Origin of the sequence: Methylobacter luteus IMV-B-3098 (genome assembly GCF_000427625.1) — a bacterium.
Lineage (GTDB): Bacteria > Pseudomonadota > Gammaproteobacteria > Methylococcales > Methylomonadaceae > Methylobacter > Methylobacter luteus.
In genome coordinates this window covers 3,767,072-3,791,288 of record NZ_KE386569.1, presented here as the reverse complement: position 1 = coordinate 3,791,288, position 24,217 = coordinate 3,767,072, and the positions used below count along the sequence as shown (strand labels likewise).

Genomic DNA, 24,217 nt, shown 5'->3' with positions numbered 1-24,217 from the left:
CATAGCGACGGAATCATAGCCTTGTATCAACGGATAAATGAACTCATGGATTGCAATAGGCTGCCCGCTTTTAAATCGTTTATTGAAATCATCGCGCTCCAACATGCGCGCCACTGTATGTTTAGCAGCCAACTGAATCAAGTCGGCTGGCGACATTGCATTCATCCAGCTTGAATTAAACATCACCAGTGTCTTGGCAGGATCGAGAATCTTGAAAATTTGCTCTTCATAGGTCTTCGCATTCTCGATAACTTCATCGCGGGATAATGGCTTACGAGTAGTATTTTTTCCTGTTGGATCACCTATCATGCCGGTAAAATCACCAATCAAAAACAGAACTTCGTGCCCAGCATCCTGGAACTGCTTTAGTTTATTAATAAGCACTGTATGCCCCAGATGCAAATCAGGCGCCGTTGGGTCAAAGCCGGCTTTAACACGCAAAGACCTTCCCTCTTCCAGTTTTTTTACCAACTCCTGCTCAACTAAAACTTCGTCAGCACCTCTTAGAAGGCTTGCCAATACATCCTCTTGCAATGTCTTTCTCCACTATCAAGTATTAAAAACATTATTATAGAATTAATGAACCATTCCATAGAATAAATCTTTATATCGTCTATTATTTGGTAAAACCTTTAAAAACCCTTAAAATGAAATAGAAAGTTTCTTGATAATGCATGCTTTACTTATGTTTCAATAACTTAGCCATAATCTCGTGAAAAAAAGAATTTATACGACCTTGCTCTTGGGAATAAGCGCAGTCTTTACAGCAACTACCAGTTACTCACAGACAATACCGGCGCATAAAACCGGTGCGGCTAAAACTGTTGCTTCATCAACTAAGCATTCCAAACACGGAAAATCTTTTAAAAAGAAAAATATTAGTTCTTCTAAAGAAGGTCACAAGAAACTGATTATAGCTTCAACTAGCAGGAAACATACTTCCTCGGCCTCTAAAAGCAACAAAAAACATATAGCATCTGCTAAGCTTTCTAAAAAATCTCACTTCCCAAGAGCTAACAAGGAACAATCCCTAGCGTTATCCCAATTGAGCTTTCGAAAGCGCTCAATAATTACGCCACACTCAACCAAAACTACTTCAATTCATATTGCTGACAATAGGACGCGCCTGAAGGAAATACCTACTAATGTTTCTCACTTGGATTTTGGCAAATCTCAACTTAATCATACTGACGAAACCGAAACATATGAGCCATTTGAAAAAGAAACATCATTGCAGATGCGGAATCAGGCTTCCAATTATAAAACCGCAAGCGCACATGTCACTATTGAGACATCTTTGTTTCTGGATGGACTAGATGCCGGTTTGTCAAAAGAATTGATCATGCAACTTACCGATATTTTTGCTTGGGATATCGATTTTGCGACCAATCTACGGAATGGCGATTATTTCACTGTTGTTTATGAAAAAAAGGTTGTTAACGGCAAAGAGACCGATACCGACGAAATCATTGCCGCGCAATTTACCAATCAGGGATCGACTTATACAGCAGTCCGATATTTAGATGAAACAGGTAGCACCAATTACTACACGCCCGATGGACAGTCTATGCAAAAGGCTTTCTTAAGTACACCTGTTGATTTCGCGCGCATCAGTTCCCATTTTGATCTGAAACGCAAGCATCCAATACTGAACAGAATTCGTGCTCACAAAGGCGTCGATTATGCCGCCAGGACAGGCACGCCTGTAAAAACCACAGGCGACGGCGAAGTTATTTTTAGTGGCCGTAAAGGCGGTTATGGACAAGTTGCAATCATCAAACATGGGGATCACTATGAATCTCTTTATGCGCATCTTTCCAAATTTAAAAAGGGCCTTCAGGTTGGCAGTCACGTTAAACAAGGCGATGTTATCGGTTATGTAGGCCAAACCGGTTTGGCTACAGGTCCTCATTTGCACTACGAATTTCATGTTGATGGTGTTTATCGCAATCCGGAAACAGTTAAACTGCCAAACTCCTTGCCTATCAGTGAAGATTTGCTGGCTGACTTTAAATCACAAACGCAACCGTTCTTAGCTCAGCTTAATCAGATTAAAGCCAAGAGTTTGTTTGCAAAAACACAATCCCAATATAATTAAAACAACCAATGCCTGAGCTTTATGTCGGCTTGATGTCTGGGACCAGTCTTGATGGAATCGACGCAAGTCTGGTAGATTTTGAAGACCATAAAACTCGGCTGATCGCGTTCGACTATTTACCTTTTTCACCCGAGATCAAAAACACAATCCAACGACTCAGCGAGCCTGACGTGCTGATTTCCCTTAAAGACTATGGCGCTTTGGATACCCGACTGGGCCATTTATTCGCGGAAACTGTCAACTCGCTGCTCGCCAAGGCAAAAGTCCGCGCCTCATCGATCATCGCAATCGGCAGCCATGGCCAAACGATTTACCACGCGCCCGACATTCAGCTTCCTTTTTCTTTGCAAATTGGCGACCCGAACATCATTGCCGAGAAAACCGGCATTACTACGGTGGCTGACTTCAGACGCCGCGATATTGCAGCAAATGGGCAAGGAGCTCCACTGGTTCCAGCCTTTCATGAGGCCGTATTCAATCACCGGACCGAGCATCGCTGCATCGTTAATATTGGTGGTATTGCCAATATCACGGTCTTACCCGCCCATCAATCTTCCAAAGTTACAGGATTCGATACAGGTCCAGGAAACACATTGATGGACTTGTGGATTAATCAACATCTTAATCTGGCCTATGATAAGAACGGAATATGGGCCAAAACAGGCAAAATTAACCATGATTTAGTGGCTAATTTAAAACAAGACACTTACTTTAGCATCCATCCGCCCAAAAGTACCGGTAAAGAATATTTTTCACTGTCGTGGTTGAATCAAAAGATTAAAACAACGGACTATAAAGCTGAAGACATTCAGGCCAGCTTATGCTTTTTAACAGCCATTACTATTTGTGAGGCCATTCAAAAATACGCTCCGCTAACGGAGCAGGTATTAATTTGCGGCGGTGGCATCCATAATGATTATCTGTTAGAACTGATCCGGCAGAATCTTAACTGCCCTGTTAGTTCGACGGAGCTATATGGGATTCATCCAGATCATGTGGAAGCTATAGCATTTGCATGGCTAGCAAGACAGACTTTAAACCATCAGCCGGGTAACCTTAAAGAAGTGACGGGAGCAAATAAAGCTGTAATTTTGGGTGGGCTTTATCAAGGCAATAAAGCAATCTGAATAAGAAGGGCGGCCAATTGACCGCCCAACAAACAGCATTACGCTGAGAACGAAGACCCGCAGCCGCAAGTAGTCGTGGCATTTGGATTACGGATCACAAACTGAGAACCCGATAAATCCTCTTTATAATCGATTTCAGCACCGGTTAAATACTGAATACTCATAGAGTCAATCAGAACCGTTACACCGCCGTTTTCAACCAAAGTATCATCCTCATTAACGTCTTCATCAAAAGTAAAACCGTATTGAAACCCTGAACAGCCACCGCCTGAAACATAAACTCGCAGTTTCAGATTGTCATTGCCTTCCTCGGCAATCAATTCACCTACTTTAGCAGCAGCACTGTCAGTAAAAATAATTGGATCAGACATAAATACAAATATTAAGTAATTGAAATTAAGTTAAATTATGACTATACCTAGCATTTTAGTCAACAATTATGGATATAACGCTACTATCTTTAACCCACACTCTTCCGCTAGACCAAACATCAGATTCATATTCTGGATTGCCTGTCCGGCCGCGCCTTTCACCAGGTTATCGATAACTGATAAAATCACAATCGTTTGACCGCCTTGCGGCTTATGCACGGCGATCTGGCACATATTGCTGCCTCTTACATTGCGCGTGTCCGGATGTGCGCCGCTAGGCAGCACATCAACAAAATACTCATTGACATATCTTTTTTCATATAACGCTTGTATATCATGGTGACCGGCATTCAGCTGGCCATATAAAGTGGCATGAATACCGCGAATCATCGGAGTTAAGTGCGGAACAAATGTCAGACTGACCGATTTTCCTGCCGCAATCTCAAGGCCTTGCCTGATTTCCGGTAAATGACGATGCCCACTGACGGCATAGGCTTTGAAGCTCTCACCGGTTTCACTCATCAATGTAGCCAGTTCTGCCTTGCGCCCGGCGCCGCTGACGCCGGATTTCACGTCGGCAATCAAATGATCCGCATCAATCAAGCCCTGTTCAATCAACGGTAAGAAACCCAGTTGCACCGCAGTGGGATAACACCCTGGGCAAGCTATCAGACTAGCCGTTTTTATTGCTGCTCGGTTGACTTCCGGCAGGCCATAAACAGCCTCGGCAATTAAATCAGGACTGGCATGCTGCATGCCGTACCATTTTTCCCAATCCTTGACGTTTTTAACCCTGAAATCCGCCGACAGATCAATCACCTTGACACCACGAGCCAGCAACTGCTCGGCCATCTGCATTGCTGTACCATTAGGTGTAGCGAAAAAAACCACATCGCATGTAGCCAGTGTTTCCACATCAGGCTGGCTGAATACCACATCGATAGCGCCTCTTAAGCTCGGATAAAGCGCATCCACTCTCAATCCGGCATCCGAACGCGATGTCACGACCGCAACGTCAACTTCCGAATGCGATGCCAGAATCCGCAATAACTCCACGCCCGTGTAGCCGGTTCCACCTACAATACCTGCACGAATCATCTATTCTTCATCTCCAACATAAAAACAACCAGCGCATATGATACCTGCAACCTGACCCAGTATAATCATTTTTCTTTACTCAAAGCCGGCTTAGGCATTATCGTTTTATTCCAAAACGTTGTACCTATAAAAACTCATCAACTCAGCCTGAGACTGACAATATGATCGCCATCGAAATTACTGAAAGCGGTACACCTGAAGTTTTAAAGCCGACAGAACGTCCCGTCCCTACGCCTTCAGCAGGCCAAGTATTGATAAAAGTGGCGGCAGTCGGTATTAATAGACCCGATGTCATGCAGCGTAAAGGCCTATATCCGCCACCACCAGGCGCTTCTGATATTCCGGGCCTGGAAATCGCCGGAACTGTTGCAGCAATCGGCGAAAATCCCACGCATCTTAAGGAAGGCGATCAAGTCTGCGCGTTGGTAACAGGCGGTGGCTATGCCGAATACTGTCTAGCCTCGGCAGATCTATGTCTACCCATACCCAAGGACATGAGTTTGGTCGAAGCGGCAGCCCTGCCGGAAACTTTTTTTACGGTCTGGAGCAATGTATTTGACCGCGCCCGACTTTCGGCCGGCGAAACGTTATTGGTCCACGGCGGCACCAGTGGCATAGGCACGACAGCCATTCAGCTGAGCAAAGCTTTTGATGCCAAAGTCTTCGTCACGGCCGGTTCCGAGGCTAAATGCCAGTTCTGCATCGAACTTGGCGCCGATGCAGCGATTAACTACAATGAACGGGACTTTGTCGAAGAAATCAGACAATTAACCGGCGGCAATGGCGTCAATGTCATACTTGATATGATTGGCGGCGACTATTTTCCGCGAAATTTAAAATGCATGGCTTTCGACGCCCGCCTGGTGCAGATCGCGTTACAAAGAGGCCAGAAATCAGAAATCGATCTGCTGCCTATCATGCTGAAACGCCTAACTGTTACCGGTTCGACATTGCGTGCCAGAGAAACCGCCTTTAAAGCCGATATCGCCAAGAATCTGCTTGAACAGGTCTGGCCCCTACTCGACTACGGCCAAATAAGACCTATAATTCATACTACTTTTCCGTTAATAGAAGCAGCTCAAGCCCATGCGTTAATGGAAAGCAGTCAACACATCGGCAAAATCATCTTAACGGTATGAAAAACATGAGATACACCACTTTGATTTCGGCAGACATTCTGAACCAGCATATCAATGATCCTAACTGGATCATTTTTGACTGCCGTTTCTCACTAGCCGACGCAGATGTCGGCGCTAAAGCCTATCGCCAAAGCCATCTACCCAATGCCCGCTATGCGCATCTAAATAAAGACTTATCCTCGGAGGTCACTAACTTGACCGGCCGTCATCCGCTGCCGTCTTTTTCTTTATTAGCCAAAAAACTGGGACAATGGGGCGTAACCAATCAAAGCCAAGTTGTGGCATACGATGATGCCGGCGGCGCTTTCGCCGGACGCCTGTGGTGGTTGCTACGCTGCATGGGCCATGAGAAAGTGGCTGTGCTGGACGGCGGCATTAAACAGTGGCAAAAACAGGGCTATGCGTTAACCACGACGCTGCCGGTCATTGAACCCGCCATTTTCAGAATGTATCTTGACGAAAACCAATGGCTGAATGCCGCACAGGTGCGAGACAAATTGGCCGCGAGAACTATTAAGCTGATTGATGCCAGAACCCCTGAGCGTTACCGCGGCGAGCAGGAGCCTATCGATCCCGTTGCCGGCCATATACCCGGCGCATTAAACCGGGCGTTTCAGTTAAATCTCGATGCCAATGGCTTATTTTTATCCGCTGACGCATTGCGCGAACAATTCAAGCAACTATTACACAATACGCCTTCGAAACAAACAGTGCACATGTGCGGTTCTGGAGTCACAGCCTGTCATAACCTGCTGGCAATGGAATATGCCGGTTTAACCGGCTCTAAACTTTATGCGGGATCCTGGAGTGACTGGATTAGAGATAAAAACAGGAGCGTTGCCGTAGCGTAACTTTTTGATAACGAAGCGGCATGCTGGGATTGAGCTTCGCGAAATTCCAGCATGCAAAAAACAAGAGCTATCCTTATGAAGGCCGGTCATCATACCTTCCAGAAATAATCCAAAAAAAATCCTGCGAAAACAGCCAAGCCAAACCAATTATTATTCAAAAAGGCCTTAAAACACCGTGCTTTTTCGCGATGAAAAATCAGCATCTGTTGATATACAGATAAACTCGCTGCAATCAGCAACCCGACATAATAAAACCAGCCCAAACCCTTCATTTGTCCGACAATGATCAGCAGGCTCAGAATAATGAGCTGCAAAGTCGCCATGATGTGCCGGTCATATTCGCCAAATAAAATAGCAGTCGATTTGATGCCTATTTTTAAGTCATCGTCTTTATCGACCATGGCATACATGGTGTCATAGACTAATGCCCATAAAATCGTGGCCAAGTACATAATCCAGGCCACAATTGGAATACTGTTAGTCTGTGCGCTAAACGCCATCGGCACCGCCCAACCAAAGGCTATGCCCAGATAAGCTTGCGGCAAATGCGTGTAGCGCTTCATAAAAGGATAACTGGCTGCCAGAAATGCCGCAATGAAGGACAGCAGAATCGTGTATGTGTTCAGCAACAACACCAAACAGAAAGAAAGCACGCACAGCACGACAAAAACAATCAAGGCTTCCTTAGGCTTAACCTTGCCCGCAGCTATAGGGCGCAGTTTGGTTCGTTCCACATGCGGATCAAATTCGCGATCGGCGTAATCATTAATCACGCAACCAGCCGCCCGCATTAGCACCACGCCCAGGCAGATAACAGTCAAGACCAATAAGTCGGGCTTGCCATCACCGGCGATCCAAAGTGCCCAAAGCGCTGGCCACAATAAAATCAATATGCCGATAGGCTTGTCAAATCGTGCTAATAACCAGTATTGACTGGCTCTATCCTTTATCGTATCTATTGTCACTACCTTTACCTTTTACGCAGAGTGAACTGCTTTCAATTGTTCAAACCTAACTTCGTACGAAACTCAAGTCGGCATGTCTTTAGGCCATTCGTTTTAAAGCGTGATTTTTATTAAAAATGCTATTATAGCTTTTTTGTTTTAACGAGCACTTGTGCCCAATGGATAGGTAATCATGAGCGTAAAAATTTATCACAACCCGCGTTGCAGTAAATCGCGTCAAACCCTAGAGTTATTGCAAGCACAGAGTATTGAACCAGAGATTATCGAATACCTGAAAACGCCTCCTAGCGCTGCAGAGTTGAATGATATCCTGGAAAAACTGGACATGGAGCCTCGTGAATTAATGCGTAAAAAAGAAGCCGAATACAAAGCCGCTGGCTTGGATGATGAATCGCTGGACCGCCAGGCACTGATCAATGGCATGGTAAACAATCCTGTATTGATTGAACGTCCTATTGTGATTGCCAATGGCAAAGCCGCTATTGGCCGACCGCCGGAAGATGTGCTGGCTATTTTGTAGCTGCTCCAATTCGATGACGGTATTATCCTTCCTTCTCTCCCGAAGGGGATTAAGACCACTGATATATAAATCATTTTAAACCGCTGCTTCTGTCATGACTAAAATTCTGGTTCTCTATTTCTCGCGCCATGGAACCACAGCCGAAATGGCCAATCATATCGCTCGCGGCATTGAATTGGTCGCCGGTGTTGAAGCGGTACTCAGAACCGTTCCCGATGTGTCCAGCGTCTGCGAAAAAGTCGCGGCAAGTATTCCGGATCGTGGCGCACCTTATGCTACATTGGAAGATTTAAAAAATTGCGATGGGCTGGCGCTAGGCAGTCCCACCCATTTTGGCAATATGGCGGCGCCGCTAAAGTATTTTATCGATAGCACAACCGAAATCTGGTTTTCAGGTGCATTATCCGGCAAGCCAGCCGGCGTATTTACTTCTACCGGCAGTATGCATGGGGGCCAGGAGAGCACGTTACTATCGATGATGCTGCCATTGATGCATCACGGCATGCTCATATTAGGCTTGCCTTACACTGAAACGGCTTTGCGGGAAACGACTTCCGGCGGCACGCCCTACGGCCCAAGCCATGTATCATTAAATAATGCCGTATTAAGCGATCAGGAAAAAAAATTGTGCCGCGCTCTTGGTATGCGATTGGCTCAAACGGCGCTGCGTTTAAAGCAAGGCTCATGAAAATAAAGCCCATCTATTATTATTCCATGGCTTTGAGCGGCTTTTTCGGTCTATTTGCCTTATTGATGTTGTGGCATACAGTTTTGGCGCCTTCGACACGCTTTCCTGTTGCGTTAATGTTATTAATTACCGTTACACCGCTATTGCTACCGATGCGCGGACTGTTGGACCGCAATCGGAAAAGCTGCGCCTGGGCTGCTTACATTAGCCTTATCTATTTTATACACGGCTCTGCTGAAGCTTATGCCAATGCGGATGAACGCCTATATGCATCGTTGGAGATCATACTAAGTTTGATGCTTTTTCTCGGCTCGACACTGTATGTCCGATTTGCAGGAAACCATAGCTGATAATGGCAAAGCAACTTCCCTTACATTTTGAATTCAGGGCCAATCAGACTTTTAATAATTTCTACCCTGGCGACAATCAAGAAATCATCACTCATTTGCAAAACTGTATTGCAGGCACTGGCGAGCAACAAATTTTTCTCTGGGGCAAACACGGCCAGGGAAAAAGCCATTTATTGCAAGCCTGCTGCTGCCAAGCATATATACTAGGGCTCAGTTCATTCTTTTTCTCTTTTTCGAATTCAGCCTTACCTGATCCGATTATGCTCGGCGGTCTTGATGAAATCGACGTCGTTTGCTTTGATAATATTGAACACTTGGCCGGTAACCCAACTTGGGAAATGGCTTTTTTTAATTTTTTTAACCAGCATCGTGATCGCGGCCACAAACTTATCTTATCTGCACATCGTGCACCCAATGACATCGCGATTCAATTACCTGATCTTAAAACCCGGCTTAATTGGGGACTGGCGTTAAAAATACAGCCTTTAGCCGATCATGACAGAATTGCGGCATTAACCTTTAAAGCTAATCAAATGGGCTTTGAGATCTCTCCGAAAGCCGGCCGTTTTCTACTGACACACTATGTTAGAGATTTGGCTTCATTGTGGGCTCTGCTGGAAAAACTTGATCAGGCATCGTTGGCCGCCAAACGCAAGTTAACCATTCCATTTCTGAAACAGATTATGGACGACAACCATGTCTAGCAAAATACTCATTATAGGTGCAGGCGCCATTGGCGCATTCTATGGCGCACTATTGGCTAAAGCAGGCGCTGATGTGTCGGTCGTCTGCCGCTCCGATTATGAGCACGTCAAACGATATGGCTATACTATCAATAGCAATGATCTTGGCCGCTGGACTTTTACCCCATCCAAAGTGCTGAAAAATGCGGTGGATTTTAAAGGCACGGCGGATTATGTTTTGCTCTGCACGAAAGTGCTTCCCGGCATTGATTTAGCCTCATTGATCCGCCCCGCTGTAACTGATGAAACAGCCATTGTATTCATCCAGAATGGCGTTGAAATCGAGCAGGAAATGCTGACAGCTTTCCCAGACAATGAAGTCATCAGCGGCCTGGCGTTTATTTGCAGCAATCGGATTAATTCTGGAGAAATATTGCATCTGGCTTATGGCCATCTGGCGATCGGCAATTTGCCTGGTTTCATCAGCACCAAAACCGCGAGACTCTGCGAATTATTTATTCGATCCGGTATTGAATGCGAAGCGACTGAAAATATTATTACTCGGCGCTGGCAAAAATGTATCTGGAATGCGGCTTTTAATCCATTATCAGTTCTATCTGGTGGTCTGCCAACCCTTGATATTCTGCGATCTCAGGAAACTTTTGTGCGTCATATCATGCAGGAAATTTTTGACATCGCTGAAGCGTGTGGACATCGTCTACCCGATGATATTATTGATATCAATATCAAAAACACCTATGCCATGCCACCCTATAAAACCAGTATGCTTCTGGATTATGAAAACAACCATCTTATGGAAACAGAAGTGATCTTAGGCAATGCTTTACGTGCCGGCAGACGGGAAGGCATTGCGTGCCCTCATTTAGAATCTGTCTATGCCCTGATGAAACTGCGGGAATTGCAGCTCAATCATTTGGCATAAAAAATATAGTCTGCTGTATACGGAACACGCTTTTCACTACCCAGGTGATTAGCATCGCATCCCGATAAAGGCGGGAGACCACCATGCGTATTATTCCGATTGATGTATTTTACATCCGAAAACAAACCATTGCCCTTGTGCCCTATCACTTCAACCAGTAACCAGGAAATAGATGACTTTGGCGCAATATCGATTTTATTGACTATCCGTCCGACAATACGGCTGCCTTCTTTATATTCCCAAACAGGCCCGGCATAGTGGTTTCCGACAATCCGACCTTGCGCATCGTATAAACGGGCATCAGGCGCCTGTATTTTCCAGGCATACTTATTGTTGTCTACTGAACACTGATAAATCTGATCACCTTTCGCATGTACAGACAAAACAGACTTATTGCCGGCAGGCACTCTAATTTGCTCAGGTATTGAAGTGTCTGCATTGACAGTTGCCAGTAATAATACCCATAAAAACAATATCTTTTTAATCATAGGCCTCACCATGGTAATTGGGTTCCATCGTACTTAACAAAGCTACCTGACTGCGGCAAGGTAAAATCGCTTATCACAGAGCGCATGCCTGACACACTTTCATCAGCCTCAATCAATGCATTGATGCCGCCCATATCCGTTTTAACCCAACCCGGATGTAAAATAAGCACACCGACAGTTTGTTCATTAAGATCAAGCGCTAAAGATTTCATTGCGGCATTGAGCGCGGCTTTGCTTGAACGATATAAAATACTACCACCATTAGTATTATCAGCGATACTGCCCATTAAACTACTGATGCTGACGATTAGTTTCTTCTCGCTACGCTTAATTTGCGGCAGAAAAGCTTCTGCCATTTTAACCGGGGCCTGGGCATTAACAATAAATGATTTCGTCCATGCCTGATAATTCAACTGGCCGAAAGCATGTTCTCGATCATCGGCATAGATACCTGCGTTATTGATCAGCACATCAATCGGTAAATCGGCTAACTTATGCGCCAGCACTTCAATTTGCTCTAAATCAGAAACATCTAAAGCTTCTATCTGAACATTAGCGCGATCACTGGCGAGATTGTTTAATTCAAACGCGTCTTCTGGATTTCGGCAACAAGCAATCACTGTCCAACCGATTTGTGCATATTGACGACAAAACGCCAGACCTAATCCACGATTAGCACCGGTAATTAAAACTGTAGCCATTTTATTGCCCCATAAAAAAACCTTCTGCATTTTTAAGATACAGAAGGTTTCTTTCAGTTCAGAAATTAAGCTGTGAAGTTTTTAGCCACAAAATCCCAATTAACCAATGACCAGAAGTGTTCTAAATAAGCTGGACGGGCATTACGATAGTCGATGTAGTAAGCGTGTTCCCAGACATCACAGGTCATCAGAGGTGTTTGTCCTGTAGTTAATGGGCAACCTGCGTTACTGGTGCTAACGAGAGCTAAACTGCCATCAGCGTTTTTTGCTAGCCAGGCCCAACCCGAACCAAATGTAGTTACGGCGCATTTTGTAAATTCTTCCTTAAATTTTTCAAATGAGCCAAAAGCAGCATTAATAGCATCGGCTAAAGCACCGGTAGGCTGACCGCCACCATTAGGCGTCATGCAATTCCAATAAAATGTATGGTTCCAAACTTGTGCCGCATTGTTGAAGATACCGCCAGAAGATTTGACGATGATTTCTTCTAAAGATAAACCTTCGAATTCAGTTCCTGAAATAAGGTTATTCAGATTAGTTACATAGGTTTGATGATGTTTTCCATAATGATACTCTAGCGTTTCTTCTGAAATATGAGGAGCCAGCGCATCTTTAGCATAAGGTAAAACAGGAAGTTCGAAAGCCATTTTATTCTCCTAATAAAATACGTTAAGAATTGTTGCTAATTTAACAGATTGCAACAGAATATAAATACCAAGTAATTTAATAAACTATTACTTTAGCACTGCTAGCCAATTAAATAAAGCGAGACTTATTTAACTCTTCTTTACCCTTATCATAATCATAAAATACGACATCGCTTCCGTAATTTTTGGAATTATGGTTAGAGTATTAAAGTTATCTTATAATTCATGTTTTTTATAAGAGAACGTGTCATGCCAACTAAAACTAATTTGCCCCTTCCTGCTCAAGTTGAAGCAGGCAAAAGCTATTCATGGTGCAGTTGCGGATTAAGTCAAACCATGCCTTTATGCGATGGTGCGCATAAAGGAGCTTCAGATAAAAAACCTGTTAGTTTTTTAGCCGAAGAGACCAAAACGGTCTATTTATGCGCCTGTACAGCATCACAAACCCCTCCTCACTGTGACGGCAGTCATTGTCAAATAGACTGATCTTTTTATTATGGCCATAGAAATAGAACATAAATTTTTACTTGCGAATAATGATTGGCGCAAGCAAATTAAGCGCTCTATTAGATACCGACAAGGCTATTTAAGTTCGGCAGAGGCAAATTCGATCAGGGTCCGAATCAGTGATGAACAAGCTTGGTTGAATATAAAAAGCGCAACCATCGGCACACATAGGCACGAATACGAGTATGAAATTCCGTTATCTGATGCAAATGAAATCATGAACGATCTTTGCAAAAAACCTTTAATCGAAAAAACACGTCATTTCGTCATTAATGATACAAACACTTGGGAAATAGATGAGTTTGAAGGAGAAAATGAGGGATTGATTGTTGCTGAAATTGAGTTATCGGAAGAGGGACAGTCCTTTTCAAAACCCGATTGGTTGGGAGAGGAAGTTACGCATGATTTGCGTTATTACAACAATAATCTTGCGATTCATCCTTATTCAGAATGGTGTAAAAACTAAATACTTCATACACATATTGAAATAAACGGCAATTTACTCTATATTTGCCGTATGAAAAAAACAACTTTTGTTGCATTATTACTACTGCTATCGACTCAATGTTTTGCAGACAACTTAAAAGTTTCTTTGCAAAACATTGAGACTGAATGGGCATCCATTTATTACAGCACCCCAAAATCAAAACAAAGTCAGGCTTATCAGCAACTCCTTGGTAAGATCATGACTTTATCAGAGCGACATCCGAATGATTCTGATCTTATTTTCTGGAAAGCTGTTGTAAAAGTCACACATGCCGATCACCAGGATGCGCTTACCGCACTTAAAACAATTAAGGAGGCTCGCGCTCTATTAATCAAAGCTATACAGATAAATCCAGAAACCATGAATGGATCTGCTTATGTTACCTTAGGTACACTTTATTATATGGTGCCTAAATGGCCTATAGCATTTGGTGATGACAGAACTGCTCAAGAAATGTTAGAAACAGCTCTTCAGATCAATCCTAATGGCATTGATACCAATTATTTCTACGGTGATTTTCTCCTAGCGCACGATAAAGCCGATGAAGCTATAAAATATTTCGAAAAGGCAGCTACCTCTCCGGCACGCGATGAACAACTTTATGCAGACAATCAGCTCAAAGCAGAAGCAAGCCTTGCTCTGAAAAACGCTAAAGAGCGAAAAGTCAACGGCACAAAAGGCTTGTCTCTGTCATTATTTAATTAGCAAGCACGAAACCAATGATTAAATAATTGACTGACTATTGACTTGAATCAGGGTGTAAGAATTTTTGTGGGCATTGTTAATAAAGTATAGTATCCAGCTCTCCATTCCATTTGAACATCAGAAGCATTACGGAATAGTTCAGCATGATCGTCTTGCTTTTGCTATAGCATTTTGACTTTCTGCGTAGCCGGGCAAGAAAATGCCTGAATAAGCTGTTATAGCCTTCCACGGTATAGGTTTCAGCCATTAATTGCGTATGAAGCTCTTTCGGGACAAATTGTTCATAAGGGCGCCAATAATCACTTATGACGTTGGTTGTTTGTAAGCGCTCTTTTAACAGCGTCTGTAACAGCTGATCGAAAGAGGAGAAGATAGTTGAGGTGGTCTAATAGAATTGATCAGTCCAGTTAAGAGATAATTGTAGTGGTCAAGTTTTTTCGGACACCTGAATAGGTTGTTTTTCTGTCATTTTTCGCTCATAGTCGTTGGGCGACAGATAGCCCAGCTTGGAGTGCAATCGCCGGCTGTTGTAAAAATTGACGATATAGTCGGTAACATCGCGTATGGCTTCTTCATGATTGGCATAGTCCTGCTGCCAAACCCGTTCCATTTTCAGGTTCAGAAAGAAACGCTCCATGACACTGTTATCCCAGCAATTACCTCGACGGCTCATGCTGCCTTGCAAGTCGTATCGAGCCAATAAGTCCCGGTAATCCTGGCTGGCATACTGGCTGCCCCGGTCAGAATGGACAATCAGACCCGGTGGCGGCTGGCGCTGACAGAGTGCCATCTGCAAGGCCGAACACACCAGTTCCGCCGGCATGTTGGGCGCCATGGCCCAGCCCACGATTTTGCGCGCATACAAGTCCAGTACGGCCGCCAGGTACAGCCAGCCGCTCCGTGTGCGAATATACGTGATGTCCGCCACCTAGGCCCGATTCGGTGCGGCCGGTTCAAACTGGCGATTGAGCACATTGTCGAACACGGGCAAATTATGCCGACTGTCGGTGGTATGGACAAACTTGCGCTTCCACACCGGCTTGAGCTGATGATCCCGCATCAAGCGGCGCACCCGGCAGCGGCCAATCCGGATACCTTGGGTCTTTAATGCGCCTTGTAGACGTCGACTGCCATAACAACGCCCATTCGCTTCGAACACGCTTTGTAACTGTACCGTCGTAGCGCAGACCGCTGCCGGCCGCCGGGCACGATATTGAGCGGCATAATAGCCGGAACGGCTGACGTCCAGGACCCGGCAGCTGTGCTGAACCGGAACGGCCTTCTGTTGCAACTGATGAACCAGCCGGTAGCTCACTTCAGTTCCCGGGCGAAGAAGGCCGAGGCTTTTTTTAAGATATCGTTGTCCAGTTTCAGTTGTCGGTTCTCAGCTTCCAGTTGGCGAATGCGTTGCTGCTCGGCGGTTAATGGCTGGCCGATACCCGTCTTGCCAGCCAGTTCCGCATCCACCTGTCTTAGCCAGCGCCTGACGGCCGTCTCGCTCAGATTCATATCCTGGCAAACCTGGCTGACGCTCAGGCCTTGATCTTTGATCAATTGCACGACTTTAAGCTTGAAGCAGGCATCGAATTTTCTACGTTTTTGAGTCATCATTTTCTCCGTTTAGGTAGGGTATTTTCCTCCTATAACGGTGTCCATCAAAATTAAACCACTACAAATGACCTTAACTGGAGTAAAAAATGACCACAAGAAAAAAGTATTCAAAAGAATTCAAGCTAGACGCCATCAGTCTGGTTCTGGAACAAGGCTACAGTCAAACCGAAGCTGCCCGAAACCTGTCTATCAATGCCAATATGCTAGGGCGCTGGATCAAGGAACATGATAACGAGGAAGGGCAGGCTTTTCGAGGCAACGGCAAGCTGACTGAGGAGCAGCAAGAAATTCGCCGGTTGAGGGAAGAAAACCGGCGTCTGAAAATGGAGAAAGAAGTTTTAAAAAAAGCGACGTTCTTCTTTGCCAAAGAAATGAAATGAAATATTCGTTCATTGCCCAACAGAAGAAGACCTGGCCGATTGACCTGATGTGTCGAACTTTGGGCGTCAAACGCAATGGCTACTACCGCTTCCAGAAACACCGGCGGAATAAGTCGGAAGACCAGGCGCATCAAGCGCTGCTGCAATGTGTCAAGGACATCGATGTGGCCAGCGATCACAGTTATGGCAGCCGGCGCATGCAACAGGCCCTGGATGGCTGCGGTTATTCTTTCGGTAGAGGCAAGACCAGAAGCCTGATGAAAGATGCCGATGTACAGGTGCGCTACCGCAAGAAATATAAAGTGACGACCAATAGCCAGCACTCCCAACCGGTGTTCAATAACTTACTGAATCGACCGTTTGAGGTGGATCAGCCCAATCGGGTTTATGCTTCGGACGTAACCTATATCTGGACCCAGGAAGGCTGGTTATACCTGGCCGTGGTACTGGATCTGTATTCAAGAAAGGTGGTCGGCTGGAGCATGAGTTCCCGCATGAAGGCGGAACTGGTGTGCGATGCCTTGACGATGGCGATCTGGCAACGCCGTCCTGATTCACCATTCAGATCGCGGCGCTCAATATGCGAGCAAAGCGTTTCGACACTTACTGGAGACCCATGGCTTCCAAGGCAGCATGAGCCGGAAAGGCAATTGTTGGGACAACTCCGTGGTGGAAAGCTTCTTTGGCAGCTTGAAGCAGGAGCGCGTGCAATGGCGAAATTATCAAACCCGGTATGAAGCGCAGCAGGATATTTTGAATTATATCGCGATGTTTTATAACCCTTACCGGCTGCATTCGTACCTGGGGTACAAAAGTCCCAATCAGTATGAAGCTGAGATGAGCCAATTACAGAAAGTTGCTTAACTGGTTTGGTCGATTTTTCTTGACCACCTCACTTCGCCCTGGAGCGTGATGCCAGTAGCTGGATGGCTGAAGTCTGATAAACCTTGCTGACCCGCCGGTACCGATTGGCGAAAAATGACGACCTTATCCGGCCCTTGCGTGGCTTTCCAATGTTTGACCCGGCGCTGCAGGGTGCGCAAGACCCGGAAGGGGAATTGACCGGCGTGTTCATCTTCCAGATATTCCCAAAGCGTTAAGCCCGTTAATTGCGGTTCTCGCTCTAGCAAGGGCACCAGTTCCTTTTCCCAAATGACCTCTAACGGATCTTCGCGCGTCCGCCAATGGCGTTCTCCCGGAATCGATTGACGCTCACCTTTTTCTATCCGGCGGCCGGAACGCTCAGAAATAGCGGCACAAGCGGCGGCTGTTTCCTGGCTCTGTCCTTGTTGACGTTTGCTCATATATAAACTCTCTTGATGTTGAGTAATACGTTTTCCAGGCAAGAGGTGGACTCCACATTAAGTTGAAATCCAGCCTTGTCCTACGTATCGGTCAACCGGTCAAGATAATTGTCGCCGACCGGACAGGGTAATTGTCGCCGAACACGAGATGTACGGCACCGAGGTGTCTTCCTGCTTGATTTCCTCTGTGACCGATGCCGTCAGCGATGAAGTGAAGACCTGGCACGCGGCCGCTCGATCCCATGATTGCATCCACGTCAAAGTCCTCGATACCGGTGCCGTGCGGGTTAAAGCGGTGTATCTGGCTATTGACATCAATCTGACCGGCGAAAAAGAGGTGCTCGTGCTATGGATTGCCCAGACCGAAGGAGCCAAGCTTTGGCTGCAAGTGGTCACCGAACTCAAGAATCGCGGCGTTCAGGACATCTTCATTGCCTGTGTCGACGGTTTGAAAGGCTTCCCCGAAGCGATCGAAGCAGTCTATCCTCAAGCGGTGGTGCAATTGTGTATCGTACACCTGGTGCGTAATAGCCTGAACTTCGTGAACTGGAAACGGCGGGCCGAGGTCGCCGCTGATCTGAAGGCGATCTATCAGGCTACGACGGTCGACGAGGCCCAACAGCGCCTTGCCGAATTCGAGGCCAAGTGGCATGAAGTCTATCCGCCGATTGCCCAAAGCTGGCGACGCCACTGGGACCGCATTATTCCGCTCTTTGATTACCCACCGAAAATCCGCCGGATCATCTATACCACCAATGCGATTGAGTCGGTGAACATGAGCCTGCGCAAAATCACCAAGAACCGCGGCTCATTCCCCAACGACGAGGCCTTGCTGAAATTGTTTTATTTGGCGCTAATGAACATCAGTAAGAAATGACCCATGCCATTGCGCGATTGGAAAGCCGCTTTGAATCAGTTTACCATTCAATTCGAGGATCGGATGCTTAGGCGATAACCTAAACCCCGTTTACACAAAATTCAGGATACCATCTTGAATCAATAAGCTTAAGGCAAATAAAACTCTACACCCACAATTACATTAATTAATAATGCCTCTCACCTAACTCAGTGTTTTATCAGCTATCACTTTCTGCTAAGATGCAAATTAAATTAATTATTAATTTTTCCCTACAACTTTCTTGGTAATAATTATGACTTTTGTAGTCACTGAAAACTGTATTAAATGTAAATTTACTGACTGTGTTGATGTATGCCCTGTAGATTGCTTTCGTGAAGGCCCTAATTTCCTCGTAATAGATCCAGATGAGTGCATCGATTGCACATTATGCGAACCCGAATGCCCGGCCAACGCTATCTTTGCCGAGGATGAATTACCGGCAGGACAAGAAATTTTCCTCCAACTCAATGCTGAACTGTCCAAACAATGGCCTGTTATAACCGAAGTAAAATCACCTCTATCCGATGCTGAAGAATGGAACGGTAAACCAAGTAAAATTGATTTACTGGAAAGATAGAAAAGATATCTCTTATCTTAAGACATAAAAAAAGCCGGTTTAACCGGCTTTTTTTATGTCTATAAAAGACTAGTCTTCTATAGTATTTATTTCAGGCCTATCAACAAGCTCGACATATGCCATAGGTGCATTATCACCAGGTCTAAATCCGCATTTCATAATGCGTAAATAGCCGCCCGCTCTATTTTGATAGCGAGGACCAAGTTCATTAAATAGTTTAGTTACAACTTCACGATCGCGTAATCTAGAGAATGCGAGACGTCTTTTAGCCACATTATCTACTTTAGATAATGTGATCAAAGGCTCAGCAAAACTTCTTAATTCTTTAGCTTTTGGTAAAGTAGTTTTAATAAGCTCATGTTTAAATAATGAGCCAGCCATGTTGCTAAATAGCGCCTTACGGTGACTGCTATTTATGTTGAATTTTCTACCGGATTTACGATGTCTCATTGCAAGAATGACCTAAAGTTAGTTAATTTACTGCGTGGTTTTGATCTGCCAGGTTCTCAGGGGGCCAGTTTTCCAAGCGCATACCCAGAGACAAACCTTTTAAGGCAAGAATGTCTTTTATTTCTGTTAAAGATTTTTTGCCGAGATTTGGAGTTTTTAATAATTCAACTTCAGTGCGCTGAATTAAATCACCAATATAAAAAATATTCTCAGCTTTCAAACAATTAGCAGAACGCACTGTCAATTCAAGGTCATCAACAGGACGAAGAAGAACAGGGTCAAAAATTTCTTCGACTTCTACCGGCTCTTCTGTAAGCTGATCATTTACCTTTTCAAAATCAACAAATACAGATAACTGATCATGAAGAATAGTCGCAGCGAGTTTAATGGTCTCTTCTGGATCAACAGTTCCATTTGTTTCCAGTTCGATAATTAGTTTATCTAAATTAGTTCGCTGTTCTACACGTGTACTCTCAACCTGGTAAGCCACTTTAACAATTGGGCTATACGAAGCATCAAGCTGCAAGGCGCCAACAACAGATCCGTGATCAGAATTTGATTTACGAACACTAACAGGCTCGTAACCTCTTCCTCTTCGCACTCTGATCTTCATGTTTAATACGCCAGTTTGTGTTAAATTGGCGATTACTAATTCAGGATTTATAATTTCAACGTCGTGAGGAATGTTAATATCAGCCGCCGTAACGCAACCTGCACCAGTTTTAGTAAGAGTTAACTCAACTTCATCTTTTGAATGAAGCACAACTGCCAACTTCTTGAGGTTTAGCAGAATATCAATTACATCTTCTTGAACACCTTCTATAGTTGTATACTCATGAAGAACACCTTCAATTTCAACATCTGTAACTGCACAGCCTGGAATTGTAGATAACAGTACACGCCTTAAAGCATTTCCAAGAGAATGTCCAAAACCACGCTCTAGCGGCTCAATAACAATTCTTGAATGATTAGGTGTTTTACTTACAACCTCAACTAATCGAGGCTTCAATAAGCCAGAAATAGAATTCTGCATTTATATTCCTCAGAACTACAATTATTTAGAGTAAAGTTCCACAACTAGCTGTTCATTAATATCACTTCCTAAATCTACACGATCAGGCAATGAATTAAATGTGCCAGACATAGCTTTTGAATTAACTTCAACCCAAGAAGGAAAACCATACTGTTCAGATACAGTCAATGCATCAATGATTCTTTGCTGTTTTTTTGCTTTTTCTCTGATTGCTAACACGTCACCAGGATTTACCTGATAAGATGGCACATTTATCAGAACACCATTGACCTGGATAGATTTATGGCAAACCAACTGACGAGCCTCTGCTCTAGTAGAAGCAAAGCCCATACGATAGACAACATTATCAAGTCTGGATTCCAGAAGGTTCAACAGGTTCTCGCCGGTTGCGCCTTTCTTCATATCGGCAGATTTGTAATAATTACGAAATTGTTTTTCTAAAATTCCATAGATTCTGCGCAGGCGCTGTTTTGCTCTCAACTGAAGGGCATAATCAGAGCTTCTTGTACGCTTTGTACCATGTTGACCAGGCCGCTGATCCAACTTACATTTATTTTCCAGGGACTTTCCTCTGCTTTTCAAAAACAGATCAGTACCTTCTCTTCGACTTAATTTACAGGTAGGTCCAAGATATCTTGCCATAATAAACTACTCCAGATTCTTATACGCGGCGTTTCTTAGGAGGACGGCAACCATTATGTGGAATTGGCGTCACATCTACAATATTATTAATTTTAAATCCTAGATTATTCAATGAACGAACCGCAGACTCACGGCCAGGACCAGGACCTTTAATCATAACATCAAGATTTTTCATACCGAACTCCTGTGCGACTGCACCTGCTTTTTCAGCTGCTACCTGAGCTGCAAAAGGGGTACTTTTCCTTGAGCCACGGAATCCAGATCCACCTGAAGTTGCCCAAGATAGCGCGTTGCCTTTTCTATCAGTGATAGTTATGATTGTGTTATTGAAAGAAGCATGCACATGCGCAATACCATCTGCCACTTCTTTTTTTATACGTTTTCTAGAACGATTTGGACTAGCCATTACTTAGAACCTCTATAAAGGAATATCTTATTTTTTAATAGGTTTACGCGGTCCTTTTCGAGTACGAGCATTCGTTCTCGTTCTCTGCCCTCTTAAAGGCAAACCTCTACGATGTCTTATTCCGCGATAGCAACCTAGATCCATCAAACGTTTGATATTCATAGAAACTTCACGACGCAGATCACCTTCCACTGTCATCTTTGAAACCACATTACGAATAGCTTCTAATTGCTCTTCAGTCAGTTCTTTTATTTTTATGGAAGGCGTTATACCTACCTCAACGCAAATTTCACTTGCAGTTTGACGACCAATACCATAAATCGAAGTTAAAGCGATTACCGCATGTTTATGATCTGGTACATTTATCCCGGCAATACGTGCCATCTAGATACTCCCCTGAGTATTACTCTAAAGTTAAGCGCCGAATTATAGCATTGCAGTAATTATAGCGCAACAAATTTTAGCCTTGGCGCTGTTTGTGTCTACCATCTACACAGATAACCCTGACAACGCCATTTCTTTTTACCACTTTACATTTTCTACAAATTGTTTTTACAGAAGCTCTAACTTTCACCGCTAACTCCGAAGTTGTTTTTACACAAAAATTATTTTTTCAGGTTGGCTTTCTTCATCAAACCTTCATATTGCTGAGACATAATATGCGTTTGCATTTGTGAAATGAAATCCATTACGACCACAACAATAATTAATAAAGAAGTACCACCAAAATAGAACGGAACATTCCAATATACTATCAAAAATTCAGGCAATAAGCACACCAGAGTGATATAGAAAGCACCGATTAAAGTCAATCGTGTCATAACCTTATCGATATACGAACTGGTCTGTAAACCAGGTCTTATACCAGGCAGAAATGCTCCGGATTTTTTTAAGTTCTCAGCCGTTTCTTTTGAGTTAAATACTAGCGCAGTGTAAAAGAAACAGAAGAAAACAATAGCTGCCGCATAAAGCATAACATAAATAGGCTGCCCCGGTGACAACATGGTCGCAACATCTTGAAGCCAAGTAAATCCATCAGCATTACCAAACCATCCGGCTATAGTTGCTGGAAATAAGATGATGCTCGAAGCGAAGATGGGGGGTATAACACCAGCCATATTGAGCTTCAATGGCAAAAAACTACTTTGTCCACCATACATCTTACGCCCTTGTTGCCTTTTAGGATAATTAATGAGGATCCTTCTCTGCCCTCTTTCAACAAAAACAACAAGCGCTGTTACTGAAAGCGACAACAAGAATAATAAAATAATGAATCCCGCATTCATTTCCCCGGTTCTTGCCAATTCCAATGTCCCACCGATTGCTTTAGGCAGCCCAGAAACGATACCTGCAAAAATAATAAGAGAAATGCCATTACCAATTCCTCGCTCAGTTACCTGCTCACCCAGCCACATCAAGAAAATAGTCCCGGTAACCAACGTAATTGTTGTAATTACAATAAAACCAACACCAGGATTCAAAACGACCGAAAGCCCACCTGCAGATTGATTTTGCAACGCCAGCGATATACCTATCGCTTGAAAAGTTGCTAAAACAACTGTGCCATATCTTGTATATTGAGATATTTTACGCCTACCGGATTCGCCTTCTTTCTTTATCTGCTCCATAGCAGGTATGACAACAGTCATCAATTGCATAATGATTGATGCTGAAATATAAGGCATTATACCAAGAGCAAAAAGGCTTAGGCGCATCAATGCGCCACCAGAGAACATGTTAAACATATCCAAAATCGACCCACTTTGCTGTTCAAACATCACAGCAAGGGCCTTTGGATCTATCCCGGGAACTGGAATATGCGCTCCAACTCTGTAAACAAAAAAAGCCCCTAAAACAAAAAGAAGTCTTGCTTTCAGCTCTGAGAATCCACCAACTTTGCCAGCCATTTGAGCTCTTGAAGTACTCACTTAAACCTCTACTTTGCCGCCAGCAGCTTCGATAGATTCCTTAGCACCACCTGTTACCTTGAGACCTTTAACTGTAACTGCTTTATTTACTTCGCCAGATTTAATTATCTTTGCCTTTTTCGTAAACGCTGGCACGATATTCTCTTCAATCAATACCTTTAAATCAACTGTATCAGCATTTAAAGTACTCAATTCACTCAAACGAACTTCTGCTGAAAATTTATTGACTCTGGAAGTAAATCCAATTTTTGGTAAACGACGTTGAAGTGGCATCTGTCCACCTTCAAATCCTACTTTATGAAAGCCTCCACTGCGGGCTTTTTGCCCTTTATGACCTCTTCCACATGTTTTCCCGAGTGTACACCCAATTCCACGCCCCACTCGTTTAGATTTTTTACGCGATCCTTCACTTGCCTGGATGGTATTTAAAAACATTACACTTCCTCGACTTTTAACATGTACGATATCTTGTTTATCATACCTCGGTTTTCTGCTGTATTCAGCACTTCAACCGTTTGGTTAATTTTGCGCAAACCCAAGCCTTTTAGACAAGCTTGATGACGCGGTAACCGTCCAAATTTGCTTTTTATCATCGTTACACTTAACTTAGTACCAGCCAT

General features: G+C 44.0%; 30 protein-coding genes and 4 pseudogenes (1 of these 34 only partly in view). 15 read left to right on the top strand and 19 right to left on the bottom strand.

Going from position 1 to position 24,217, the window contains the following annotated elements; genetic code table 11:
- Positions 1-534, bottom strand: partial view of a tyrosine--tRNA ligase gene (gene tyrS / locus METLU_RS0120140; protein WP_027159811.1) — the beginning only. It extends 663 nt beyond the left edge of the window; only the first 534 of its 1,197 coding nucleotides appear in the window; its start codon is at positions 532-534; the stop codon falls past the left edge of the window.
- A 178-nt stretch (positions 535-712) separates the two neighbouring features.
- Between tyrS and METLU_RS28105 the strand changes: the two genes are divergently transcribed.
- Both METLU_RS28105 and METLU_RS0120130 read left to right on the top strand, forming a co-directional pair.
- Positions 713-2,098: a peptidoglycan DD-metalloendopeptidase family protein gene (locus METLU_RS28105; protein WP_036243326.1), complete on the top strand. Its 1,386-nt coding sequence runs from the start codon at positions 713-715 to the stop codon at positions 2,096-2,098.
- An 8-nt stretch (positions 2,099-2,106) separates the two neighbouring features.
- Positions 2,107-3,225 (top strand): anhydro-N-acetylmuramic acid kinase, encoded by a 1,119-nt coding sequence (locus METLU_RS0120130; RefSeq protein ID WP_027159809.1) that lies wholly within the window; start codon positions 2,107-2,109, stop codon positions 3,223-3,225.
- A gap of 38 nt (positions 3,226-3,263) precedes the next feature.
- On the opposite strand, the gene erpA is transcribed toward METLU_RS0120130, so the two are convergent.
- Both erpA and argC read right to left on the bottom strand, forming a co-directional pair.
- On the bottom strand, positions 3,264-3,596 hold the full coding sequence (erpA, locus tag METLU_RS0120125; protein ID WP_036243325.1) for an iron-sulfur cluster insertion protein ErpA: 333 nt from the start codon (positions 3,594-3,596) through the stop codon (positions 3,264-3,266).
- A gap of 66 nt (positions 3,597-3,662) precedes the next feature.
- Positions 3,663-4,694: an N-acetyl-gamma-glutamyl-phosphate reductase gene (gene argC, locus METLU_RS0120120; protein WP_027159807.1), complete on the bottom strand. Its 1,032-nt coding sequence runs from the start codon at positions 4,692-4,694 to the stop codon at positions 3,663-3,665.
- A 161-nt stretch (positions 4,695-4,855) separates the two neighbouring features.
- Between argC and METLU_RS0120115 the strand changes: the two genes are divergently transcribed.
- Positions 4,856-5,833, top strand: coding sequence for an NAD(P)H-quinone oxidoreductase (locus tag METLU_RS0120115; protein WP_027159806.1), 978 nt, complete (start codon positions 4,856-4,858; stop codon positions 5,831-5,833).
- Positions 5,834-5,838: 5 nt separating this feature from the next.
- A complete protein-coding gene (locus tag METLU_RS0120110) occupies positions 5,839-6,684 on the top strand; it encodes a sulfurtransferase (protein WP_027159805.1) in 846 nt (281 codons plus the stop codon).
- Positions 6,685-6,773: 89 nt separating this feature from the next.
- Here METLU_RS0120110 and ubiA read toward each other — a convergent pair whose 3' ends face one another.
- On the bottom strand, positions 6,774-7,643 hold the full coding sequence (gene ubiA, locus METLU_RS0120105) for a 4-hydroxybenzoate octaprenyltransferase (protein WP_051300305.1): 870 nt from the start codon (positions 7,641-7,643) through the stop codon (positions 6,774-6,776).
- 178 nt (positions 7,644-7,821) lie between these two features.
- Here ubiA and arsC point away from each other — a divergent pair, with 178 nt between their 5' ends.
- The 5 genes from arsC to METLU_RS0120080 all read left to right on the top strand — a co-directional run bounded on the left by arsC (position 7,822) and on the right by METLU_RS0120080 (position 10,833).
- Positions 7,822-8,169: an arsenate reductase (glutaredoxin) gene (arsC, locus tag METLU_RS0120100; protein WP_027159803.1), complete on the top strand. Its 348-nt coding sequence runs from the start codon at positions 7,822-7,824 to the stop codon at positions 8,167-8,169.
- A gap of 94 nt (positions 8,170-8,263) precedes the next feature.
- Entirely contained in the window at positions 8,264-8,857 is a 594-nt protein-coding gene (gene wrbA / locus METLU_RS0120095) for an NAD(P)H:quinone oxidoreductase (RefSeq protein ID WP_027159802.1), read from the top strand.
- Positions 8,854-9,207, top strand: a complete 354-nt coding sequence (locus METLU_RS0120090; RefSeq protein WP_027159801.1) for a DUF2069 domain-containing protein — start codon at positions 8,854-8,856, stop codon at positions 9,205-9,207. Before wrbA ends, METLU_RS0120090 begins: the two co-directional genes overlap by 4 nt.
- A gap of 2 nt (positions 9,208-9,209) precedes the next feature.
- Positions 9,210-9,911, top strand: a complete 702-nt coding sequence (hda, locus tag METLU_RS0120085) for a DnaA regulatory inactivator Hda (RefSeq protein WP_027159800.1) — start codon at positions 9,210-9,212, stop codon at positions 9,909-9,911.
- Positions 9,904-10,833, top strand: coding sequence for a ketopantoate reductase family protein (locus METLU_RS0120080; RefSeq protein ID WP_027159799.1), 930 nt, complete (start codon positions 9,904-9,906; stop codon positions 10,831-10,833). Before hda ends, METLU_RS0120080 begins: the two co-directional genes overlap by 8 nt.
- Here METLU_RS0120080 and METLU_RS0120075 read toward each other — a convergent pair.
- The 3 genes from METLU_RS0120075 to sodB form a co-directional block, all read right to left on the bottom strand.
- Positions 10,821-11,321: a DUF3455 domain-containing protein gene (locus tag METLU_RS0120075; protein ID WP_051300303.1), complete on the bottom strand. Its 501-nt coding sequence runs from the start codon at positions 11,319-11,321 to the stop codon at positions 10,821-10,823. The two genes, METLU_RS0120080 and METLU_RS0120075, sit on opposite strands and share 13 nt — an antisense overlap.
- A 5-nt stretch (positions 11,322-11,326) precedes the next feature.
- Complete coding sequence (locus METLU_RS0120070) at positions 11,327-12,022, bottom strand: SDR family oxidoreductase (protein ID WP_027159797.1); 696 nt, start codon at positions 12,020-12,022, stop codon at positions 11,327-11,329.
- A 65-nt stretch (positions 12,023-12,087) separates the two neighbouring features.
- A complete protein-coding gene (gene sodB / locus METLU_RS0120065; protein ID WP_027159796.1) occupies positions 12,088-12,669 on the bottom strand; it encodes a superoxide dismutase [Fe] in 582 nt (193 codons plus the stop codon).
- Between the two features lie 249 nt (positions 12,670-12,918).
- Here sodB and METLU_RS27520 point away from each other — a divergent pair, with 249 nt between their 5' ends.
- From METLU_RS27520 to METLU_RS0120055, 3 genes are read left to right on the top strand one after another with little or no spacing between them, the layout of a single operon-like run.
- Positions 12,919-13,155, top strand: coding sequence for a CDGSH iron-sulfur domain-containing protein (locus tag METLU_RS27520; protein WP_081679148.1), 237 nt, complete (start codon positions 12,919-12,921; stop codon positions 13,153-13,155).
- 10 nt (positions 13,156-13,165) lie between these two features.
- A complete protein-coding gene (locus METLU_RS0120060; RefSeq protein ID WP_027159795.1) occupies positions 13,166-13,642 on the top strand; it encodes a CYTH domain-containing protein in 477 nt (158 codons plus the stop codon).
- Positions 13,643-13,693: 51 nt separating this feature from the next.
- Positions 13,694-14,368: a tetratricopeptide repeat protein gene (locus tag METLU_RS0120055; RefSeq protein ID WP_027159794.1), complete on the top strand. Its 675-nt coding sequence runs from the start codon at positions 13,694-13,696 to the stop codon at positions 14,366-14,368.
- A gap of 76 nt (positions 14,369-14,444) precedes the next feature.
- Here METLU_RS0120055 and METLU_RS0120050 read toward each other — a convergent pair.
- Together METLU_RS0120050 and METLU_RS25905 are read right to left on the bottom strand one after the other, a co-directional pair.
- Positions 14,445-14,708 (bottom strand): annotated as a pseudogene (locus tag METLU_RS0120050) (IS1 family transposase); the annotation flags it as partial.
- An 87-nt stretch (positions 14,709-14,795) separates the two neighbouring features.
- A pseudogene (locus METLU_RS25905) lies at positions 14,796-15,976 on the bottom strand (IS3 family transposase).
- A gap of 89 nt (positions 15,977-16,065) precedes the next feature.
- Here METLU_RS25905 and METLU_RS29225 point away from each other — a divergent pair.
- Positions 16,066-17,223, top strand: a pseudogene (locus METLU_RS29225) (IS3 family transposase).
- On the opposite strand, the gene METLU_RS25895 reads toward METLU_RS29225, so the two are convergent.
- Positions 17,220-17,663, bottom strand: coding sequence for a hypothetical protein (locus tag METLU_RS25895; protein WP_051300025.1), 444 nt, complete (start codon positions 17,661-17,663; stop codon positions 17,220-17,222). The pseudogene METLU_RS29225 and the gene METLU_RS25895 sit on opposite strands and share 4 nt — an antisense overlap.
- Positions 17,664-17,808: 145 nt before the next feature.
- Here METLU_RS25895 and METLU_RS25890 point away from each other — a divergent pair.
- Together METLU_RS25890 and fdxA are read left to right on the top strand one after the other, a co-directional pair.
- Positions 17,809-18,618 (top strand): annotated as a pseudogene (locus METLU_RS25890) (IS256 family transposase); the annotation flags it as partial.
- Positions 18,619-18,814: 196 nt separating this feature from the next.
- Complete coding sequence (gene fdxA, locus METLU_RS27515; protein ID WP_081679146.1) at positions 18,815-19,138, top strand: ferredoxin FdxA; 324 nt, start codon at positions 18,815-18,817, stop codon at positions 19,136-19,138.
- A 69-nt stretch (positions 19,139-19,207) separates the two neighbouring features.
- On the opposite strand, the gene rplQ is transcribed toward fdxA, so the two are convergent.
- The 9 genes from rplQ to rpmD form a co-directional block, all read right to left on the bottom strand.
- On the bottom strand, positions 19,208-19,588 hold the full coding sequence (rplQ, locus tag METLU_RS0120015) for a 50S ribosomal protein L17 (protein ID WP_027159790.1): 381 nt from the start codon (positions 19,586-19,588) through the stop codon (positions 19,208-19,210).
- Between the two features lie 22 nt (positions 19,589-19,610).
- A complete protein-coding gene (locus METLU_RS0120010) occupies positions 19,611-20,621 on the bottom strand; it encodes a DNA-directed RNA polymerase subunit alpha (RefSeq protein WP_027159789.1) in 1,011 nt (336 codons plus the stop codon).
- Positions 20,622-20,642: 21 nt separating this feature from the next.
- On the bottom strand, positions 20,643-21,263 hold the full coding sequence (gene rpsD, locus METLU_RS0120005) for a 30S ribosomal protein S4 (RefSeq protein ID WP_027159788.1): 621 nt from the start codon (positions 21,261-21,263) through the stop codon (positions 20,643-20,645).
- 19 nt (positions 21,264-21,282) lie between these two features.
- A complete protein-coding gene (gene rpsK / locus METLU_RS0120000; protein WP_027159787.1) occupies positions 21,283-21,669 on the bottom strand; it encodes a 30S ribosomal protein S11 in 387 nt (128 codons plus the stop codon).
- Between the two features lie 27 nt (positions 21,670-21,696).
- Positions 21,697-22,053, bottom strand: a complete 357-nt coding sequence (gene rpsM / locus METLU_RS0119995; protein WP_027159786.1) for a 30S ribosomal protein S13 — start codon at positions 22,051-22,053, stop codon at positions 21,697-21,699.
- 76 nt (positions 22,054-22,129) lie between these two features.
- Entirely contained in the window at positions 22,130-22,243 is a 114-nt protein-coding gene (rpmJ, locus tag METLU_RS27510) for a 50S ribosomal protein L36 (RefSeq protein ID WP_081679145.1), read from the bottom strand.
- Between the two features lie 31 nt (positions 22,244-22,274).
- Positions 22,275-23,576 carry a preprotein translocase subunit SecY gene (gene secY, locus METLU_RS0119990; RefSeq protein ID WP_027159785.1) on the bottom strand — a complete coding sequence of 434 codons (1,302 nt, stop codon included), beginning with the start codon at positions 23,574-23,576 and terminating at the stop codon, positions 22,275-22,277.
- 21 nt (positions 23,577-23,597) lie between these two features.
- Positions 23,598-24,032 (bottom strand): 50S ribosomal protein L15, encoded by a 435-nt coding sequence (gene rplO / locus METLU_RS0119985; protein WP_027159784.1) that lies wholly within the window; start codon positions 24,030-24,032, stop codon positions 23,598-23,600.
- Positions 24,032-24,217 carry a 50S ribosomal protein L30 gene (gene rpmD, locus METLU_RS27505; RefSeq protein WP_027159783.1) on the bottom strand — a complete coding sequence of 62 codons (186 nt, stop codon included), beginning with the start codon at positions 24,215-24,217 and terminating at the stop codon, positions 24,032-24,034. Before rpmD ends, rplO begins: the two co-directional genes overlap by 1 nt.

What these genes read in the sequence shown, in the direction of transcription:
- METLU_RS0120130 (WP_027159809.1), top strand. Translation starts at nt 2,107, where the DNA reads ATGCCTGAGCTTTATGTCGGCTTGATGTCTGGGACCAGTCTTGATGGA.
- erpA (WP_036243325.1), bottom strand. Translation starts at nt 3,596, where the DNA reads ATGTCTGATCCAATTATTTTTACTGACAGTGCTGCTGCTAAAGTAGGT.
- argC (WP_027159807.1), bottom strand. Translation starts at nt 4,694, where the DNA reads ATGATTCGTGCAGGTATTGTAGGTGGAACCGGCTACACGGGCGTGGAG.
- METLU_RS0120115 (WP_027159806.1), top strand. Translation starts at nt 4,856, where the DNA reads ATGATCGCCATCGAAATTACTGAAAGCGGTACACCTGAAGTTTTAAAG.
- METLU_RS0120110 (WP_027159805.1), top strand. Translation starts at nt 5,839, where the DNA reads ATGAGATACACCACTTTGATTTCGGCAGACATTCTGAACCAGCATATC.
- arsC (WP_027159803.1), top strand. Translation starts at nt 7,822, where the DNA reads ATGAGCGTAAAAATTTATCACAACCCGCGTTGCAGTAAATCGCGTCAA.
- wrbA (WP_027159802.1), top strand. Translation starts at nt 8,264, where the DNA reads ATGACTAAAATTCTGGTTCTCTATTTCTCGCGCCATGGAACCACAGCC.
- METLU_RS0120090 (WP_027159801.1), top strand. Translation starts at nt 8,854, where the DNA reads ATGAAAATAAAGCCCATCTATTATTATTCCATGGCTTTGAGCGGCTTT.
- hda (WP_027159800.1), top strand. Translation starts at nt 9,210, where the DNA reads ATGGCAAAGCAACTTCCCTTACATTTTGAATTCAGGGCCAATCAGACT.
- METLU_RS0120080 (WP_027159799.1), top strand. Translation starts at nt 9,904, where the DNA reads ATGTCTAGCAAAATACTCATTATAGGTGCAGGCGCCATTGGCGCATTC.
- METLU_RS0120075 (WP_051300303.1), bottom strand. Translation starts at nt 11,321, where the DNA reads ATGATTAAAAAGATATTGTTTTTATGGGTATTATTACTGGCAACTGTC.
- METLU_RS0120070 (WP_027159797.1), bottom strand. Translation starts at nt 12,022, where the DNA reads ATGGCTACAGTTTTAATTACCGGTGCTAATCGTGGATTAGGTCTGGCG.
- sodB (WP_027159796.1), bottom strand. Translation starts at nt 12,669, where the DNA reads ATGGCTTTCGAACTTCCTGTTTTACCTTATGCTAAAGATGCGCTGGCT.
- METLU_RS27520 (WP_081679148.1), top strand. Translation starts at nt 12,919, where the DNA reads ATGCCAACTAAAACTAATTTGCCCCTTCCTGCTCAAGTTGAAGCAGGC.
- METLU_RS0120060 (WP_027159795.1), top strand. Translation starts at nt 13,166, where the DNA reads ATGGCCATAGAAATAGAACATAAATTTTTACTTGCGAATAATGATTGG.
- METLU_RS0120055 (WP_027159794.1), top strand. Translation starts at nt 13,694, where the DNA reads ATGAAAAAAACAACTTTTGTTGCATTATTACTACTGCTATCGACTCAA.
- METLU_RS25895 (WP_051300025.1), bottom strand. Translation starts at nt 17,663, where the DNA reads ATGAGCAAACGTCAACAAGGACAGAGCCAGGAAACAGCCGCCGCTTGT.
- fdxA (WP_081679146.1), top strand. Translation starts at nt 18,815, where the DNA reads ATGACTTTTGTAGTCACTGAAAACTGTATTAAATGTAAATTTACTGAC.
- rplQ (WP_027159790.1), bottom strand. Translation starts at nt 19,588, where the DNA reads ATGAGACATCGTAAATCCGGTAGAAAATTCAACATAAATAGCAGTCAC.
- METLU_RS0120010 (WP_027159789.1), bottom strand. Translation starts at nt 20,621, where the DNA reads ATGCAGAATTCTATTTCTGGCTTATTGAAGCCTCGATTAGTTGAGGTT.
- rpsD (WP_027159788.1), bottom strand. Translation starts at nt 21,263, where the DNA reads ATGGCAAGATATCTTGGACCTACCTGTAAATTAAGTCGAAGAGAAGGT.
- rpsK (WP_027159787.1), bottom strand. Translation starts at nt 21,669, where the DNA reads ATGGCTAGTCCAAATCGTTCTAGAAAACGTATAAAAAAAGAAGTGGCA.
- rpsM (WP_027159786.1), bottom strand. Translation starts at nt 22,053, where the DNA reads ATGGCACGTATTGCCGGGATAAATGTACCAGATCATAAACATGCGGTA.
- secY (WP_027159785.1), bottom strand. Translation starts at nt 23,576, where the DNA reads ATGGCTGGCAAAGTTGGTGGATTCTCAGAGCTGAAAGCAAGACTTCTT.
- rplO (WP_027159784.1), bottom strand. Translation starts at nt 24,032, where the DNA reads ATGTTTTTAAATACCATCCAGGCAAGTGAAGGATCGCGTAAAAAATCT.
- rpmD (WP_027159783.1), bottom strand. Translation starts at nt 24,217, where the DNA reads ATGGCTGGTACTAAGTTAAGTGTAACGATGATAAAAAGCAAATTTGGA.